Source organism: Spongiibacter sp. (assembly GCF_984394615.1).
Genome location: NZ_CFHTQA010000024.1, coordinates 37,917 through 54,508, shown reverse-complemented (window position 1 = coordinate 54,508; position 16,592 = coordinate 37,917). Strand labels below are relative to the sequence as shown.

Sequence of the window (16,592 nt, the reverse complement as noted above, 5' to 3'; positions counted from 1 at the left end):
CAGGAGACAAAACATGGCAATTGATCTGCCACCGGTAATCCCGCCCGCTGCAGCCAGCGCGGATGCTGTGATAGAAGCCCGCCGCAATGAAGGCGGTGTTCAGGCCACCATCGATGGCGTAGCCGTCAAGGTGTATGGCAACCAATACCTCAGCGACAGCGATCTGGTTGCGGTACTGGAAAGCGCCGCCACACCGGCGGAAGCGGTCATTAAACTGGCCAAGCGTTACTACGAAGACGGCCACCTGCTGGTCAGCGTGAACTATGCCCGCCTGCTCGACAGCATCGCCATCATCGTCCACCAGAAATCCCTGAACCAGGTAGTTGGTGCAGAAGAGCTTTCAAGCTATTTCAAAGGCCTGGAAGGCGACAGCGATCTGAAGATGAGTGAATTTCATCGCGCCAAGGTTCTGGCAGATCTGCGCAGCCGCCGCGCTGGCTACAACTACGAAATCAGCTACACCGAGCAGGGGCTGAACGCGGTAGATATGGTCCTCACTCGCACAGCCGTAGAAAATCACAAGGCCACCGAGTTTATTGTTGAAGCCAACAACAAGGGCAGCCGCTTTTTGGGCCGCTACTTCGGCCTGGCTGGCGTGAAGCACAAAACGGAATCCGGTACGCAAATCAGCGCGTCATACCAGACCGCATTCACCGATCTGGGTGAATCCCGCGACGGTGAAGAGCTGAATCAAGTCAGCGTCAGCGTTGACCACCCCTTCGCACAGGGCCTGTATGGTATCGACCTGAACTATGTGGACTACCTGCGCGAACCCGAGGTGGCCACCGTACAAGCTGGTGACTGCTTCGACCTGCTGGGAATCCCGCTGTTCTGCCAGCCCAATCAGATCATCAATAAGGGTGTTGAACTGGACGCAGAAATTATCCAGGCCACCCTCCGCGGCGAGCAGGTACTTTACAGTACCCCCTGGAAACAGTTCAGCCTGACCCAGCGCATTGAGTTTGTGGATTCAACCATTGAGCGCAAAGACAGCGGCGAGATGATTCTGGATGAGAATTATCAGGTACTGGAACTCGGCGCGCGTTACAGCCAAAACCGTTACCAAAGCAAGGGACACAACGCATCGCGCTTTGCCGCGAACCTGCGTCTGCGTGGTGGCTTTGGGGATGGCGGTACGCTGGACAGCTTCGATGAATACCGCGAGCCCTTTGACACGGCAGGTGTTACGCCGCCTGACGTTGCCGCTGCGGCACGTACTGCAGAATTCATCGCACTGTTGCCCTCGGCCAGCTACGAACAACGCATTGCCGATGGTTTGACCTTCAAGGCCAACGCCCGTGGCCAGCTCAGCGACTCACAGCTGCCTCAGCAGCAGCAATTTGTATTGGGTGGCATGGATACCCTGAGCGCTTACCTGCCCGGCGTATTGATTGGTGACGAGGGTTACCACCTGAGCATGGCGCTGGATAAGGCCATCGGCGAACTGGCCGGTATCCGTATTACACCGTCGGTATTCGCCGAAATGGGTGCCAGCCGTTATCAAGACGCCAGCGGCGAGCTGGGCGACATGCAGTCACTGGCTGATGCGGGTCTTCGTGTGAAATTTGAATACGGCAAATGGCTGTACTCTGAAGTGGTTGCCGCGGCTCCCGTCTACGACGATGTTGCCGATGAAGACTTCATCGAGCGCCTGGAAGCCGACTTCTACTGGCGTCTGCGCATGACCTTTTAAATCGCCGCGCCCCGAATGGGGCAAAGCATTGTTTTCGAGCCGCCCTGCTCCGCAGTTGGCGGCTTTTTTTATTCCGTGGTGTCCAGCATGTAGCTGCGAAGCGGCGGAATGCCGTTGAACTCCACCGAGCTGTAGCTGGTGGTGTACGCGCCCGTCGACAGCCAGTACAGGCGATCCCCCTCCTGCAGGTTCAAGGGCAGGCGGTAGCGATGATCCTCGTAGAGAATATCCATGCTATCGCAGGTCGGCCCGGCGATAATCACTTCTTCATCCTCACCGCCCTCGCGATCCCAACGCAGCGGATACTGTATTGCTTCGCCAATGGCCTCTATCAGGCCACCGAACAAGCCCACGTCGAGATACACCCAGCGATCCAGGGAGTCCTGTGACTTGGTGGAAATCTGCACCACCTCACTCACCAGCACACCGGCCTCGGCAACAAGCGACCGACCCGGTTCGATAATCACCCGCGGCGGCGTGTCACCAAAGTCCTCCTCAAGGAAGCGTCGAATCGCGCTACCGTAGGCGTCGATATCCTGTTGTCGCTGCTTGTAATGCGCGGGCATCCCTCCGCCCATATTCATCATCTGCAGCTGGATACCCGCATCAGCCAACTGGTCAAAAATAAAACGGACCTTGCCAATCGCTGCGTCCCAGCTACTGATATCCCGCTGCTGCGAGCCGACATGAAAGGAAATGCCGTAGGGTTCCAGTCCCAGCTCCCGTGCCAGCAGTATCAGCTCCACGGCCATATCGCGCTGACAGCCAAATTTTCGCGACAGCGGCCAGTCGGCGGTTTCCGAGCCTTCCGTCAGTACCCGGATGTACACCTTGCTGCCTGGCGCGAACTTTGCAAGCTTTCTGATGTCTGACTCACAGTCACTGGCAAACAGCCGCAGTCCCTGCTCGTAGGCAAAGGCAATATCCGAGGCTTTCTTAATGGTATTGCCGTAGCTCATCCGCTCCGCGGGTATCCCCAGGGTTTGCAGCTTTTGCAGCTCGAAGATGGAAGCAATGTCGAAATTGGCTCCCAACGACGCCAGACAGCGAATCACCGCTTCATCGGGGTTCGCCTTTACGGCGTAGTAAATATCGGCGAACGGAAAGGCCCGCTCCAGCTCCGCATACTTCTCGCGCAGGGTTGGCAGATCAAAGATCAGGCAAGGCGTGGGCTTATCCGCCGAAAACTGGTGTATACGCTGCCAGGCAGCACTGGACAGCAAATCTTGTGACATGTCGTCGCCTCTATAGTGGCCGGGGCGAAAAAACGCGCAGTCTAGCGCAATGCGCAGTAATTTGCGCGGCTGTCACAAGCCTGCAATGCAGTAACGCCACTATTAACGGGCAAGAGGATACAGACAAAAGAGAAAACATCAGGAGATGTAACGTGCCAGCGGGCACGAAGGAGAAAAAGATGAACAATCAACAGACTGAAATTAACGTAAAAAATCTGTGCAGCCGCAAGCTGTGGGAACTACTGAAAAACGCCGAGTGGCAGACAGCCAGCGAGCGCTTCGCCATTGAACAGGAGCTGTCAGGGCGCCGCCACTACCTCGAAGAGCTGCAAACGCTCAGCGTGAAAGAAACCATGCATTAAGCAATACCAGATAGGGGATCAGTCCCAGCAGCGTATAGGGCAATATCGATGCCCAAAACTGCAACTGATCCTCGCAGGCACGGTGCAGGGCCAGACTCAAACTGGCCGGCACCTGCCGAGGCTCAAGACCGCTCTCCGGCACCGACAACGCCACCCCCGCCAAAATCCCGCTCTTCAGCAGCGCTGACGAGAAACTCTCTCCCCCATCCACAGCCCTCGACAATTTGTCGTAGCGAGGTTTGATCGGTGATTCCGGCATACGCCGGGCAGACTGTTTCAACGCCTGAGGCAGAGAGAACCCGGCTGCAAGACACTCGCCCAAATGATTGACGTAGTGATAGTGCTGATAGCGCTCCAACGCCCCCCCGATTCCCGGTACGGCGTACAACATATTTAGGGCTTTCTCCCGTCCGGCATTCCAGCGGTTAATCGCGGCCAGCACCACCGCCCCCAGTACTAGCGGCAGCATCCCCAGCACCGCAGACGTCAAGGCAGCAACCGCCGGCAGAAATCCGGTAAGAAACAGCACCAGTGGCACTAGCAGGGCAAAACCGACCACCAGGATCAGCGGTAAGCGGGCAGCCCGACGCAGTCGCTGTTGAAACTCCGTCTGCAGGCGATAGTGTTCAGCCAACCGCAGGTACACATTACCAAGCTTGCCGACCGCCAGGCCCAGCCGCATGAAACGCAATTCCCACTCGCGAAACAGTCCACCATCGCGCAGCTCGTCAAACAACAGCTGTTGACCGTCAGCGAACTGATTCGCCAGCGCATCCAGTTGCGCCCGCTGCGCGGCCAGCTCTCCCTTGCTGAGCAAGCCAATCAGTTGTTCCCAGTTGCTGCCCTCAGCCTGGCTGGCGTCATACAAGGACTGAAAAAGCACAAAGCGCTGGGCAGAGGAATCGGCAGCCATAGGTCTCCAAAAATCGGATATTGTCCGTGCCAGATGACAGTTTAGGTGGGGTTGGCGACGGGAAAGCCCTATACTCTAGCACAGCTTATTTGACTCACCGTACGCTCGCTGGAAACGTGTGTACGACTGCCGGAAGCCATCATGATCATCCGCCTGATAATTGCCGCCGCCGTTCTCTATGGCTTGTTCCGTTTCGTGAAATACGTGCAGAGCAAACCCGAAAACGAACGCCGTTCCTATTACATCACACTGCTGATTGGCCTTGCTGCCGCCGGTTTGGTACTGCTGTCTGTGACCGGCCGCGTGCACTGGCTGGCGGGCCTTATCGGCGGCGCTATGCCCTTCGTCCGCCAGTATGTAATGAATCATGTCTACAAAAAACTGAGCGCCTCGAATGGGAATGAGCAGCAGGAAGCGCCCCGCAAAGAAACTCCGGCGGTTGATATGAACGAATCTCAGGCCCTGGCAATACTCGGTCTGAAAGCCGGAGCAAGCGTCGACGATATTATCCGCGCCCACCGCAGTCTGATGCAGAAACTCCACCCGGATCGCGGCGGCAACGACTACCTGGCCAGCCAGCTCAATGCCGCCAAAGAACTGCTGCTGAAAAACCACGCCTGAGCCTCTTGCCCGTCCCCGAGAACAGGCTAAAATGCCGACATTGCCACAGTAGAGAGGCCTCATGAGTCAGGTATTTGTTATTCAGAATCAGCACGGACACTTCTTCGGCAAGCAGAAGGACTGGGTAGATGGCCGCGACCGTCGGCTGCTCTATCGCACACCTCATCGAGATGAAGCGGTCAATCACGTATTTGAGCAGAGCAGCAAGGATATCGAGCTGCGCGCCAGCGTGCTGGAGTGCGAACTGGACGACAATGCTCAGCCGCAGGTCGAGGCAGGGCCACCCCTGCTCAAGGAGGCGGAGGACAGCGTTGCTGACACGCCAGAAAGCCACGAGGAGAATTCCCCCGGCGCTTGAAACCTGGCGACAAAAGCCCCATCTAATACAACGATTCAATTACTCGGGACACCCTGAACATGATGCGCATTCTGCTTTTCCTGGCAACGAACTTGGCGGTTCTGGCCGTAGCCAGTGTCACCCTGAGCCTGCTGGGCGTCAGCAGTTACATGGCCAGCAACGGCGTTGATCTTGACCTGCGCGCCCTGCTGATTTTCTGTGCCGTTTTCGGCATGAGCGGCTCACTGATTTCGCTGCTGCTATCCAAGTGGATGGCCAAACGTGCCACCCGTACACAAATCATTACGCAGCCCCGCAATCAGCACGAGCGCTGGCTGATGGAGACCGTCGCGGAGCTTTCCCAGAAGGCTGGCATCAAAATGCCGGAAGTCGGCATCTTCCCGTCGCCAGCCGCCAACGCCTTCGCCACCGGCTGGAACAAAAATGCCGCGCTGGTCGCCGTGTCTGAGGGCTTGCTGCAACAAATGCGTCCCAATGAAGTAAAAGCGGTGCTCGGCCACGAAATCGGTCACGTTGCCAACGGCGATATGATTACCCTCAGCCTCGTTCAAGGGGTGGTCAACACCTTCGTGATGTTCTTCGCCCGAATCATCGGTCACACCGTTGATCGCGTCGTATTCAAAACCGAGCGCGGACACGGCATCGGCTTCTATATCACCACGTTTATCGCTGAAATGGTGCTGGGCCTGCTGGCGTCAATGATCGTTATGTGGTTCTCCCGCTTCCGGGAATTCCGCGCGGATGCGGCCGGTGCCAGCCTGACCAGCAAGGGCGATATGATTGCCGCCCTGCAGCGTCTGCAAGCCCAGCAGGGGCTTCCCAATGACATGCCAGACGAATTGACCGCCTTCGGTATTCGCACCGGGCAGAAGCGCGACTTCGCCGCGCTGTTCAGCTCGCACCCGCCGCTGGAGAAACGCATCCAGGCGCTGCGCGAAGGCCAATGAGCCGACAGGCTGCCGCGACCGATCTGCTGCGCACCCTCCACGATATGGGGGCGGCGCAGCTCAGCCCCGGTGCCTCCGGCAACATCTCTGTGCGTGTCGAGGGCGGCATGCTGATCAGTGCCAGCGGCGCGGTGGCCGCCACTGCCAGCAACGACGACCTTGCCTTTGTCCCCACCCACTGCCGCTCTCTCGAGCACTGGCCTGACGATCAACCCCGCCCATCCAGTGAGTGGCGTATGCACCAGGCCCTGTACAGCAGCCACCCAGAGGCCATGGCCGTGGTTCACTGCCACTCCCTTCACGCCACTGCGCTTGCCTGTCAGCGACGCCGTATCCCGCCCTTTCACTATATGGTTTCTATTGCCGGCGGCGACGATATTCCCTGCGCCGACTACGCCTTATTCGGCAGCGAGGAACTCAGTCAGATTGTCTGCAAGACCCTGCAACAACGACGCGCCTGCCTCATGGCCAACCACGGCCAGATCTGCATCGGCGACTCCCCGGCAACCGCCCTCGCCCTCGCCAGAGAAGTGGAGTCACTGGCGGCCTGTTACCTCGCCAGCCTCCAAAATGGCGAACCGGTTTTGCTCACCCCGCAAGAAATGGCCGACGTCTATCAGGCCTTCTCCCATTACGGCCTGCGCCTCAAAGACTAAAGACCGGCTCCACCCTGAAAAACGTAACTATTAGCCACGCATTATGTCGACTGCCGCTATTGTCCGTCACGAAAACAATGGTAATCTCTGGTGCAACGCACTAATTGCGTGCAACAGCCGCACTGTAATAATGCGTTAACGGCGAAGCCGTTATAACAACAAGGATCTTTTAAACAGTTTGCCCAGAGCGGGCACTATGGAAATTTCGGGGAAAAGCTATGAAGAAAACGATTCTCGCCATCGCCGTTGCTGCTGCCAGCGCCGCCGCTACAGCCGACTACCAAGGTGAAGTGGGTGTTGCTTACGGACAGGGTGAAGCAAACTCAACAGACAACGACGTAGTTGCTTTTGGCGGACGCTACAACTTTGAAATGGTCGACACCAGCAAAGGCCCTCAAGCGGAAGCCGCCTTTCTGGACAAGAGCTCTTCAGCAGGTCTTTACTACCTGAGCACTGAACCAGATGCAGCCGGCGCTGACGATGAAGATGACATCGGAGTGGATGTCCGTGTAGTAACTGCCGACAACCTGATTATAGAAGCAGCCTACAGCCAGTTTGACGATGGCAGCGACGACGCTGACACCGTCTCTATCGGTGTGGGTACCTATCTGAACGACACGACAGATATTGTTGTGACTTACTCAACGACTGATGCAGATCTTGTTGACATCGATGCTTTAAACTTGGACCTGCATAGCGTTATGAAGCTGCAAGGTACTGCCAGCTTGGCTTATGATTTGGGAGCGTCTTATATCGACGCTGAAGATGACGATGGCTATACATTGGCTGCAGGCGCTACCTACTACATCGACAACAACCTGGGTTTCAGCTTGGCTTACGACATTTTGGATGTTGACGTTTACGACACCAACACGCTGTCTATCGGTGTTAGTTACTTCCCCATGCCCGAAGTTGAGCTGGAAATTAACTACTTCGATCAAGGTGGTGATGATGAAGCTGACGGTATCCTGCTGGGTGCCGCTGTACGCTTCTAAGCACTTGCCAAGAAATATGTCGTAAAACGCAAAAGGGCCGCTATAGCGGCCCTTTTTTATTGTCTGCCACCCGTCAATCCACAGCGGGATAGTCGGTGTACCCCTCCGGGCCGGGCGTATACAAGGTGCTGAGATTGATCTCTGTCAGCGGCAGCCCCTGTTTGAAGCGCTTTGGCAAATCCGGGTTAGCAATAAACGCTCGCCCAAAAGATACGGCCGCGATCGCAGCGCCATCAATCGCCTGCTCGGCCTCGTCGAGTGAATAACTGTCATTCACCATCAGCGGCCCATCAAAATGCGCTTTGGCCAGCGCAATATTGTCCTGCAAGGCCGGCATGCGAATAACATGGAGATACGCCAGCCCCATAGGGCTGACAGCCTCCAGTAAGGCCCCAAACGTTTCTGCCGGATCGTCATCATGCAGATCGTTGAAGGGATTACCCGGACAGATACGCATTCCGACCCGATCCGCGCCATCGACAGCCGCCATTGCCGCCAGCAGTTCCAGTACAAAACGCAGGCGATTCTCAAGACTCCCGCCGTAACGGTCGTCACGCTGGTTGGTGCCTGTCGACAGAAACTGGGCAGGCAGATAGCCGCTGGTGCAGTGCAGCTCAACACCATCGAAACCCGCGGCATAAGCGCGGCGTGTCGCGTCGGCATAGTCGGCGATGGTTTGCTGAATATCGGCCTCGGTCATGGCTTCAGGCTCTGCAAACCCCTGCATGCCGCCTTCCGTGTATATCTTGCCCTTGGCCGCAATAGCCGACGGTGCGACAGTTCTCGCCCCCTCCGCCTTGTTGTCAGGGTGAGCAACGCGCCCACAGTGCATCAACTGTAAGACGATCTTGCCGCCACGCTGATGAACGGAATCACAGATATCGGCCCAGGCCGCCTGCTGCGCATCGGTGTACAGGCCCGGCGTTCGGCAATAACCTTTGCCTTCCGCATTCGGATGCGTGCCTTCGGTAATAATCAGCCCAGCCGACGCCCGCTGAGTGTAGTACTCGCGCATCAGGGCATTGGGCATATCACTGTCCGGCTCCGCCCGCGAGCGCGTCATCGGCGCCATAACAATACGATTGTCCAACACCAGGCGCCCCAGTGTGACCGGTTCAAATAACGTCATCAGCGCACCCGAATTCGTGGCGCGGGGGTACCCCGGCGCATACATTTTAAAAACTCATCTACCGGCGCAGGCGCTGCCACTTCCGGCAAGCCCTCGGGGCGTTGTTGCCAGAACTCCTGCCAGCTTGGAAAGAGATCGTGAAAGGCACCGTGATACGGTTCCCGTCCGGGCCACCGCATCTTCATGTCGCCGATTGGGGGCTTGTTCAGATCGGTGGCATACCAATAACACGGCAGGCGACGGCGGAAATACCAGCGGCCATCAATGCGCTCGTAATCGTCCCAGTACAGCATCTGCATGATCACCCATTCACCGCCGCACTCGTGTTCATTTTTGGAATACACCACGCCCACCGCGTGATCGGCATCCTCAAACTCAATAATGTGATTACCAAGATGGTGAGACGTACCGGTAAATTGCAGACGCAGCGTATCGTCAAGCCAGGCTTTCAGGTGGGCACGCCCACTCTGTTCACGACTGACTTTGATATCCGCAGCAAAGAGGTTCACATGAGCATCGAGATCACGCATGTCCAGCGACAGCGCATACTTGGCGACGAGCTGACGAATCTCATCCAGTGACTCGAGGCGGTCAATTCGGGCTTCCAGTATCTCGCTCACGCCTTGTCCTCCCAGCGTGCACTGCCGGTGTTCAACTCGGCCATGCGTCCGCCATCCACATTCAGCTCTGTGCCGGTAATGTAGGAAGCCTCATCGCTCGCCAAAAACAGAATCGCATTGGCGCACTCGCGCGGGTCGCCGATTCGACCCAGCGGAATGGTCTTACCGGTGGCATCCTGTGCCTCTTTATCCGGATTGACGCTTTCCAGCGCGGGCGTCAGAAAGGCCCCCGGCAATACCGTATTCACCCGAATGTTCGGCGCCCATTCAATTGCCGCACTTTTGCTCAATGCGATCACAGCTGCCTTGGAGGCACTGTAAGCGGCCGTGGCCACGGCCCCGGCCAGTGCACAGACGGAGGAGACATTCACCACCGCGCCGCGATTTTTCTTCAATTCTGGATAGGCCTCTCGCATCAGAAACATCGCACCATCGAGAGACACCGAGAAATTTTGACGCCAGGCTTTCGTGCTGTGACTCGACAGCATACCCGGCACCATAAGCACAGCGTTGTTCACGACAATATCGAGACGGCCGTATGCAGCCAGCGTCTCGGCCACCAGCGCTTTAACGGCCTCTTCATCGCTGACGTCGACAGACAGGGGCAGACATTCCCCCCCCTGCGCCCGTATCGCCTGCGCAACACCCTCCAGCGGCTCCATGCGGCGGCTGCAAATCACCACCTTCGCCCCTTCTTCGGCAAAGCGCATGGCTGTTGCCGCGCCAATCCCCTGTCCGCCACCCGTCACAATGGCCACTTTCCCATCCAAGCGTTTGTTCATTGTCTCTCCTGATTTATTCCGTCAGTTCGCAGTCGTCACGCCCGCGCTGGTACACGCAGCGACCGCCTATCCAGGTTCGCTCCACCTTGAATGCCAGCAGTGCCTCGGCCCCCTCGGTGGGGTCGCGATCCAGTTGCACAAGGTCGGCTTGCTTACCCACTTCCAGCGAGCCCAGTCGCAGCTCCTCAAAACTTTGCCAAGCCGCATCAATGGTGACCGACCTCAGCGCCTGCCAAATATCCACCCGTTGCTCTTCACCCAAAACGGCGCCACTGCGCGTCTGACGGGTGGTCGCCGACCACAGCAATCGCCCGATATCCATCGGCACCACCGGCGAGTCCAAGTGCACAGTAAAACGCAGATCTTCATCCAACGCGTCCTGCAAAGGGCTTATGCGCGAGGCGCGCGCCGGTCCGAGGAATCGGTCGCGATGACGATCCCCCCAGAAAAAGGTATGAGCCACAAAGAAGCTGGGCGTCATCCCCAGAGCCTTCATGCGCTGCAATTGGGCTGGCGTCGCCGTTTGTGCGTGGACGACAATCGCCCTTGGGTCATCGCGGGGACAGCGCTGCTGCGCCTCGGCAAAGGCGTTCAGAATGCTTTCTATCGCCTCGTCACCGTTCCCGTGAATGGCAAGCTGATAAGCCTCGCAGTGGTATTTCACCAGTTGCTCAGTCAGCGACTGATCAGAAAGCCGCGGAAAGCCGCGAAAGCTCGGGTCGGGATGCCGGTAATACGGCTGATGCAGATGCGCGGTGTATCCCTGAATAGAACCATCGGCAATCAGTTTCACCGCCTTCATATCAAAGCGCGCCGTGTGCAGGGATTCGGCATTGAGCAGACCGCTGTCCAAATCTTCTGCCGACTTGTCCGCCAACGGCCAGACAATCAATCGCTGAGGAATGCGTCCCAAATCAGACAGCAGTTTGAGTCCGCGCAAAAAACGCGTATCCACGCCACCGCTCTGCGCCGTCGTCACCCCGGCCGCCAGATACTGCTGCGCAGCGAGATCACTCATTGTAATAAAATCGAAAAAGGAAAAGTCCATCGCCAGCGGCGCAACCAGATCCGTGGCATGCTCAAGCAGCAGCCCGGTCGCCATGCCGTCAGCATCACGTACGATCTCGCCGCCCTCCGGGTCTGGCGTATCGAGCGTAATCCCCGCCGCGTTCAAGCCAGCCGTATTGCTCATACCCAGATGACCAGAGCTGTGCATCAAATAAATCGGCCGCGTTGCCGAGACCGCATCGAGTTCTTCGCGTGTGGGGTGCCGCTGTTCAGCCAGCAGAGAGTCATCGTAGCCAAAGCCGAACAGCCACGCCCCCTCGTCAAGCGCTGATTCCGCCTGACGTAACTGCGCCTGCAAATCGGCGATACGTCGTACTGAGCCAATCGGCGGGCTGCTCAGGTCCACACCTCTTGCGGCGAGGCCGGTGCCGGGAAAATGACCGTGAGCGTCAATAAACCCAGGCAAGAGTGTCTTCCCCTTAAGGTCGATCACTACCGCATTCTCGTCCGCCAATGCTCGCAGGCGATCCCCATCACCCACAGCGGCAATCTGCTCACCCTCCAACAACAGCGCATTCACCACGCGGTTGTCGCTATCCATCGTCAGAATTCGACCGTTGACGAACAACTGCTGCGTCGGCAGGGCTGGCCGAAACTCATACAGCGAGAACCACAGCCCTCCTGCTAGCAACAGTGCCAGGACCACCAGCACAGCAACACTTTTGAAAATCAGGCGCATTCCGCCCTCCCGTCGTTATTGTTATTCAGAGCGTCGCTGCCAGTGCCCGCGCACTGTGTATTGCCCCTTCGATGTAAGCAATCTCGGCGCTGTCACCAATGTTATGGACGCTCAGCCCTTTTTCCTCCAATTGCCGCTGGAGCGATGTACTGGGAACGGCGCCCTGGGCAATGATCACATTGTCCGCGTGCACCCGCTGCGAGGTCTCCCCATGTTCGTAGTGAACCCCTTGGGCATCGATACGGCTCACCGTCGCCTTGTTAATCAAGGCAACAGAATGCGAGCGCAAACCATGCAGCACACGCCAGCGGCGAACAACACTCAGCTCGGCACCAAAATCGCGTCCCGGTTCCAGCACGCTGACCTCGCGCCCCCGCTCAGCGAGAAGCTCGGCCACCTCAAGCCCCACCAGACCGCCACCGATAATCACGATGCGCTTGCCCAATGGCATATACAGCTTGCTGAGCATCCGCATGCGATCAATATTGCGGTTTATGCCCAAGCCGTTCATCAGTTTCAGCAGCACACGCTGAACAACGCCCAGCTTTCCTCGTGCATCGCCCTTGAACAGCATATCGCGCAGTTCTTCGCCATCCAGCACATGAGGCAACTCTTTACCGGGCAGCGCCGGGGCACGGCGATCAGCGCCCAGTGCCAGCACGACGTCATCGCACCCCGCATTAACCAGCGCCTCAACGGTGGCTTCGCGCTCCAGGCATACCTCGACACCGGCAGCGTAAAGCCCCTGCTCAAGGTAGGAAATCAAACGCCCATTGGGCTCGTAAGCCAGAGCCGCAACCCGCAGCGTACCGCCTAACTGGGGCTCTCGCTCCCACAATTGAACGCGATGCCCTCGCTCGGCCAGGACTCGTGCCGCTTCCATCCCCGCCGGACCACCGCCGACAACCAGAATCCGCTTGGGATTTTCCGCCATCGGCAGGTGACGCTGATCCTGCTCGTAGCCTGTCTCGGGATTCACCGCGCAGCGCAGTGATTTATTGATAAAAATCTGGCTGACACAGACATAGCAATAGATACAGGGCCGGATCGTCTCCGCGCGCCCGTCCTTCAACTTATTCGGTAAATCCGGATCAGCCAGCAGCTTGCGGCCCATGGCCAGAAAGTCGAAATCGCCATGCGCAATATGACGCTCGGCCACGTCCGGCTCGATGCGCCCCACCGCAATGACAGGAATCGACACGGCCGCCTTGATCGCCTTGGCAAAATCGATATAGCCACCGGGCTGATGTACCAGCGGCCCCTCGGTAAAACCAATAGCGCTGTTGTTGGAATAGGCGCTCACATCAATGGCGTGACACCCAGCTTGCTCCAAGAGCACCGCCACCCGCACCGCGTCATTGAGGGTAATTCCACCCTCAGTGCGATATTCATGTGCATCGAGGCGAACGACAATCGGAAAGTCGTCGCCGATTTCCCGCTTGATCGCCGCCACGACATTGAGAAGCAGCCGTGCACGGTTTTCAAGATTACCGCCGTAGTCATCGTCGCGACGGTTCGCATACGGCGACAGGAAGGAGGACAACAGATAGCCGTGTCCAGCGTGCAGTTCAATGGCATCGAAGCCCGCCTCCATCACCCGCCGGGCGGCTGACGCAAAGCAATCCACCACCCAGTCGATGTCGCTCTGCTCCATTTCCTTGAAGCGCGGCCCTTTGCCGTCCGGACCCGCTGAGCGCACGAAATTTGCCATCTCGGCCATGGTCAGGCCATCGCCCATATCATTGGCAGCACGCTTGGGCAGCGACGGCACCAACAATGTCCGGCCCTCGGCAACATCATGGGCAGACACCTTGCCGCTATGATTCAACTGCGCGGCAATACGGCAGCCGTGCTGCTGCACCCGCTCAGCCAGTCGCTTCAGTCCCGGAATATAATCGTCGGAAGAAAGCCCCAGCATTCTTGGCATCGACATCCCGAAGGGCCAGGCGATGGAACTGGTTTCCAGCACGATCATGCCCGCACCACCGGCAGCACGCGCTTCGTAGTAGGCGATCGCCCGATCGCCGATACTGCCATCCTCTTCGACATACTCGGTGCCCATCGCCGCCAGCAGCGTGCGATTACGCAGGGTCAGATTGCCGATTCGCCCCGGCGACATCAGGGCGGGATGACGGCAGTCTCGCACTTCTTTAACGGCGATCATCAACCTGTCCCTCAATCAGAAACTGGCCGTACCAGCGACGAAATTTCGCAAAGGGACCATCGCCATCACAGAGCATCGGCTTTTCCAGGTAGCGTTTGCGCGCCCAGATAATGCGGTCCTCTTCCATCTGCTGGCGAATGTCATCAATAATCGCCTGCGCCACACGCCCCACCGACTTGCCATTCGCATCCCGCTGAATAAACGCGTACATGGCGCGGGTATTGTGTTCATCGATAGGCGTCAGATTGGCCATCAATACCGTATCGCAGATGCCGCTGAAGCGCACCGTGGCAATCCCCGGCCCGACACTGCTGTTTTCAATACGGCCCTCTACCCGCCCTTTGGGTGTGTCCATCGGCGATTCCAGCAGGCCAAAACGGCAGTGCTCCTCGAACCGCATCACCGTGGGCTCGGGGACTTGAGGGGTGCCGTGCACAAACTGGAAGTGGGCAGCATCGACCGCATTTTCCCCAATTTCCTGAGGATGAGTAGCGATGTCCCACTGGTAAACTTTCAGCTCGCCCCAGTCGCCATTGCCCGGCACCGCTTCGTCAATCACCGGCGGCTCGAACAAGGGCTCGATATTTTCCGGGTGATACCACACGTAAATACACTGGTTCTGTTCGCGCACTTCCCAGGACGGAATGACCTGCTCACAGCGCTCAACTTTCGGGGGGTTGCGCTGTGCGTAGGGAATCCCGGTACACTGCCCGTCACCATTGAACTGCCAGCCGTGAAACGGACAGACAATGCTGTCACCCACCACTCGCGAGCCACCACCGGCATGATCGCGAATTCCGTAGCCAAGGTGCGCGCCCATGTGCGGACAGTAAGCATCCAGCACTTTGGCCTCGCCCTGCTCGGTGCGGAAAATCACCAGTTCCTGACCGAAATATTCCAGCGGCAGCGACTGACCTGCGGCCAGCTCGTGAGAATACAAAACCTGAAACCAGCCGTAGGGCATAGGCAGGTCAACACGGGGTTTTCGGGTAGATGCAATGATCGACATACGACTTATCCTCTTACCGCACCGCCACCGTCTACCGACAGCAGCTGGCCGGTAATGAACGAGGCTTTCTCTGACAGGAGAAACGCCACCGCATTGGCAATCTCCGCGGGTTCACCCAGGCGCTGCATGGGCGCCACCTTGCGCAACTGCTCCGCCATTTTGGGCTGCTCTTCAAAATACTTTTCCAGACCCGGTGTCCGGATCACACCGGGAGAGACAGCGTTGATACGAATGCCTTTAGCGGCATATTCGGTCGACGCACTCTTGGTGAGAATGTTCACCCCGCCCTTCGCCGTGGCATAGGCGGTGTTGAACGCCTGACCGCGGAGCGAAGCATTCGACGAAATGTTAACGATGGCACCACCGCCCTGCGCCAACATCGCGGCAATCTCATACTTCATGCACAACCAGGTGTTGGTCAGGCACAGTTCCAGCGTCTGATCGAATACCTCGCGACTGAACTCGTGGATAGGCCCGTTACCGCGACTCACCGCCGCGTTATTGCAGGCAATATCCAGGCGTCCAAAATGCGTAGTCACCGCATTTACTGCCGCTTTGACGACGTCTTCCTTGCTGACATCACAGTGCAGATAAAACGTATCGGCGCCGCTGGCATTGAGCTCGCTGACCAGCGACTGTCCGGCGTCATCATTGATATCCAGTACCGCCACCTTCGCCTCCTGGCGAACCAGCTCTTCGGTAATCGCACGACCGATACCCGTCGCGCCACCGGTGACCAGCGCCACCTTGTTATGCAGTTCTCCGCTCACACAAGCTCTCCTTCTTTTTTCTCTTTAATTCGGCGCACCGGATGCATGGCAAACAGAATCACCACAGGTACCACTGCCACCGACAGCAATCCGGTGTAAACACTTTTCAACACGGTAAATTCATAGGGCGAATAGCTCTGCGCGCCCATCAGCGAGAACACCAACCACAACAACGGTAGAGACGCCACGACCGCCGTCAGTGCCAGCAACAGCGACTTCACGCTGTCGCGATACCCGGCGGCCCAACCCAGATAGCGGATGAATGCGAACGGAGGCTGAACAACGGTGGAGGCTTTGGCGAATTTTCGGCGCTGCAGCGGCAGAACAATCAAACTCAACAGGAAAACAAGAATCAGTGCGGTGAACAGAAAGTCGACGACCATTCCCTTCTCCCCCCAGACCAGTAGCTGCTCTTTATCGCGACTCAGATACCAGGCAAAGGCGCCATTGATCAGTCCATTAACGACTCCACTACCCAGGGCCTCCTTAGCGATATACCCACGGCTATTCACGTTCATCACTACTCCAATTGCGTCATTGCTTTTAATTATTTGAACTCACATATTAGTCACCACAATAAATCGCTAAAGC

The 16,592-nt window shown here is 57.6% G+C and carries 17 protein-coding genes; 7 read left to right on the top strand and 10 right to left on the bottom strand.

Features of this window, described 5'->3' with window-relative positions:
* The first annotated feature begins 13 nt into the window (after positions 1 to 13).
* Entirely contained in the window at positions 14 to 1,693 is a 1,680-nt protein-coding gene (locus tag AC5DB9_RS10495; protein WP_272994176.1) for a ShlB/FhaC/HecB family hemolysin secretion/activation protein, read from the top strand.
* 68 nt (positions 1,694 to 1,761) lie between these two features.
* Here the strand turns inward: AC5DB9_RS10495 and AC5DB9_RS10490 are convergent, their stop codons facing one another.
* Positions 1,762 to 2,928: a type III PLP-dependent enzyme gene (locus tag AC5DB9_RS10490; protein WP_272994175.1), complete on the bottom strand. Its 1,167-nt coding sequence runs from the start codon at positions 2,926 to 2,928 to the stop codon at positions 1,762 to 1,764.
* Positions 2,929 to 3,107: 179 nt separating this feature from the next.
* On the opposite strand from AC5DB9_RS10490, the gene AC5DB9_RS10485 reads away from it, so the two are divergent.
* Positions 3,108 to 3,290 carry a hypothetical protein gene (locus AC5DB9_RS10485; RefSeq protein WP_022959866.1) on the top strand — a complete coding sequence of 61 codons (183 nt, stop codon included), beginning with the start codon at positions 3,108 to 3,110 and terminating at the stop codon, positions 3,288 to 3,290.
* Here the strand turns inward: AC5DB9_RS10485 and AC5DB9_RS10480 are convergent.
* The gene (locus AC5DB9_RS10480; RefSeq protein ID WP_272994174.1) at positions 3,265 to 4,203 is read right to left on the bottom strand and encodes a type II secretion system F family protein; all 939 of its coding nucleotides are present in this window, start codon (positions 4,201 to 4,203) and stop codon (positions 3,265 to 3,267) included. The genes AC5DB9_RS10485 and AC5DB9_RS10480 overlap by 26 nt on opposite strands.
* Before the next feature lie 141 nt (positions 4,204 to 4,344).
* Here AC5DB9_RS10480 and AC5DB9_RS10475 point away from each other — a divergent pair, with 141 nt between their 5' ends.
* The 5 genes from AC5DB9_RS10475 (at position 4,345) to AC5DB9_RS10455 (ending at position 7,780) form a co-directional block, all read left to right on the top strand.
* The gene (locus AC5DB9_RS10475) at positions 4,345 to 4,824 is read left to right on the top strand and encodes a J domain-containing protein (protein WP_272994173.1); all 480 of its coding nucleotides are present in this window, start codon (positions 4,345 to 4,347) and stop codon (positions 4,822 to 4,824) included.
* A 61-nt stretch (positions 4,825 to 4,885) separates the two neighbouring features.
* Positions 4,886 to 5,182 (top strand): hypothetical protein, encoded by a 297-nt coding sequence (locus AC5DB9_RS10470; protein ID WP_022959869.1) that lies wholly within the window; start codon positions 4,886 to 4,888, stop codon positions 5,180 to 5,182.
* Between the two features lie 62 nt (positions 5,183 to 5,244).
* Positions 5,245 to 6,129 carry a protease HtpX gene (gene htpX, locus AC5DB9_RS10465; protein ID WP_349676062.1) on the top strand — a complete coding sequence of 295 codons (885 nt, stop codon included), beginning with the start codon at positions 5,245 to 5,247 and terminating at the stop codon, positions 6,127 to 6,129.
* Entirely contained in the window at positions 6,126 to 6,785 is a 660-nt protein-coding gene (locus tag AC5DB9_RS10460) for a class II aldolase/adducin family protein (RefSeq protein ID WP_272994171.1), read from the top strand. Before htpX ends, AC5DB9_RS10460 begins: the two co-directional genes overlap by 4 nt.
* A 218-nt stretch (positions 6,786 to 7,003) precedes the next feature.
* A complete protein-coding gene (locus tag AC5DB9_RS10455; RefSeq protein WP_272994170.1) occupies positions 7,004 to 7,780 on the top strand; it encodes a putative porin in 777 nt (258 codons plus the stop codon).
* Positions 7,781 to 7,853: 73 nt separating this feature from the next.
* Here the strand turns inward: AC5DB9_RS10455 and AC5DB9_RS10450 are convergent, their stop codons facing one another.
* The 8 genes from AC5DB9_RS10450 to AC5DB9_RS10415 are packed head-to-tail and all read right to left on the bottom strand — an operon-like array spanning position 7,854 to position 16,519.
* Positions 7,854 to 8,909: an alkene reductase gene (locus AC5DB9_RS10450; protein WP_272994169.1), complete on the bottom strand. Its 1,056-nt coding sequence runs from the start codon at positions 8,907 to 8,909 to the stop codon at positions 7,854 to 7,856.
* A complete protein-coding gene (locus AC5DB9_RS10445) occupies positions 8,909 to 9,529 on the bottom strand; it encodes a nuclear transport factor 2 family protein (RefSeq protein ID WP_272994168.1) in 621 nt (206 codons plus the stop codon). The genes AC5DB9_RS10450 and AC5DB9_RS10445 overlap by 1 nt, the downstream gene beginning before the upstream one ends.
* A complete protein-coding gene (locus AC5DB9_RS10440) occupies positions 9,526 to 10,311 on the bottom strand; it encodes an SDR family NAD(P)-dependent oxidoreductase (RefSeq protein WP_022959875.1) in 786 nt (261 codons plus the stop codon). The genes AC5DB9_RS10445 and AC5DB9_RS10440 overlap by 4 nt, the downstream gene beginning before the upstream one ends.
* Positions 10,312 to 10,324: 13 nt before the next feature.
* The gene (locus tag AC5DB9_RS10435) at positions 10,325 to 12,058 is read right to left on the bottom strand and encodes an amidohydrolase (protein ID WP_272994167.1); all 1,734 of its coding nucleotides are present in this window, start codon (positions 12,056 to 12,058) and stop codon (positions 10,325 to 10,327) included.
* 25 nt (positions 12,059 to 12,083) lie between these two features.
* Positions 12,084 to 14,222: an oxidoreductase gene (locus AC5DB9_RS10430; protein ID WP_272994166.1), complete on the bottom strand. Its 2,139-nt coding sequence runs from the start codon at positions 14,220 to 14,222 to the stop codon at positions 12,084 to 12,086.
* Positions 14,209 to 15,231 carry a Rieske 2Fe-2S domain-containing protein gene (locus AC5DB9_RS10425; protein WP_272994165.1) on the bottom strand — a complete coding sequence of 341 codons (1,023 nt, stop codon included), beginning with the start codon at positions 15,229 to 15,231 and terminating at the stop codon, positions 14,209 to 14,211. Before AC5DB9_RS10425 ends, AC5DB9_RS10430 begins: the two co-directional genes overlap by 14 nt.
* Before the next feature lie 5 nt (positions 15,232 to 15,236).
* Complete coding sequence (locus tag AC5DB9_RS10420; protein ID WP_272994164.1) at positions 15,237 to 16,001, bottom strand: SDR family NAD(P)-dependent oxidoreductase; 765 nt, start codon at positions 15,999 to 16,001, stop codon at positions 15,237 to 15,239.
* Positions 15,998 to 16,519, bottom strand: coding sequence for a hypothetical protein (locus AC5DB9_RS10415; protein WP_022959880.1), 522 nt, complete (start codon positions 16,517 to 16,519; stop codon positions 15,998 to 16,000). Before AC5DB9_RS10415 ends, AC5DB9_RS10420 begins: the two co-directional genes overlap by 4 nt.
* Between the last annotated feature and the right edge of the window lie 73 nt (positions 16,520 to 16,592).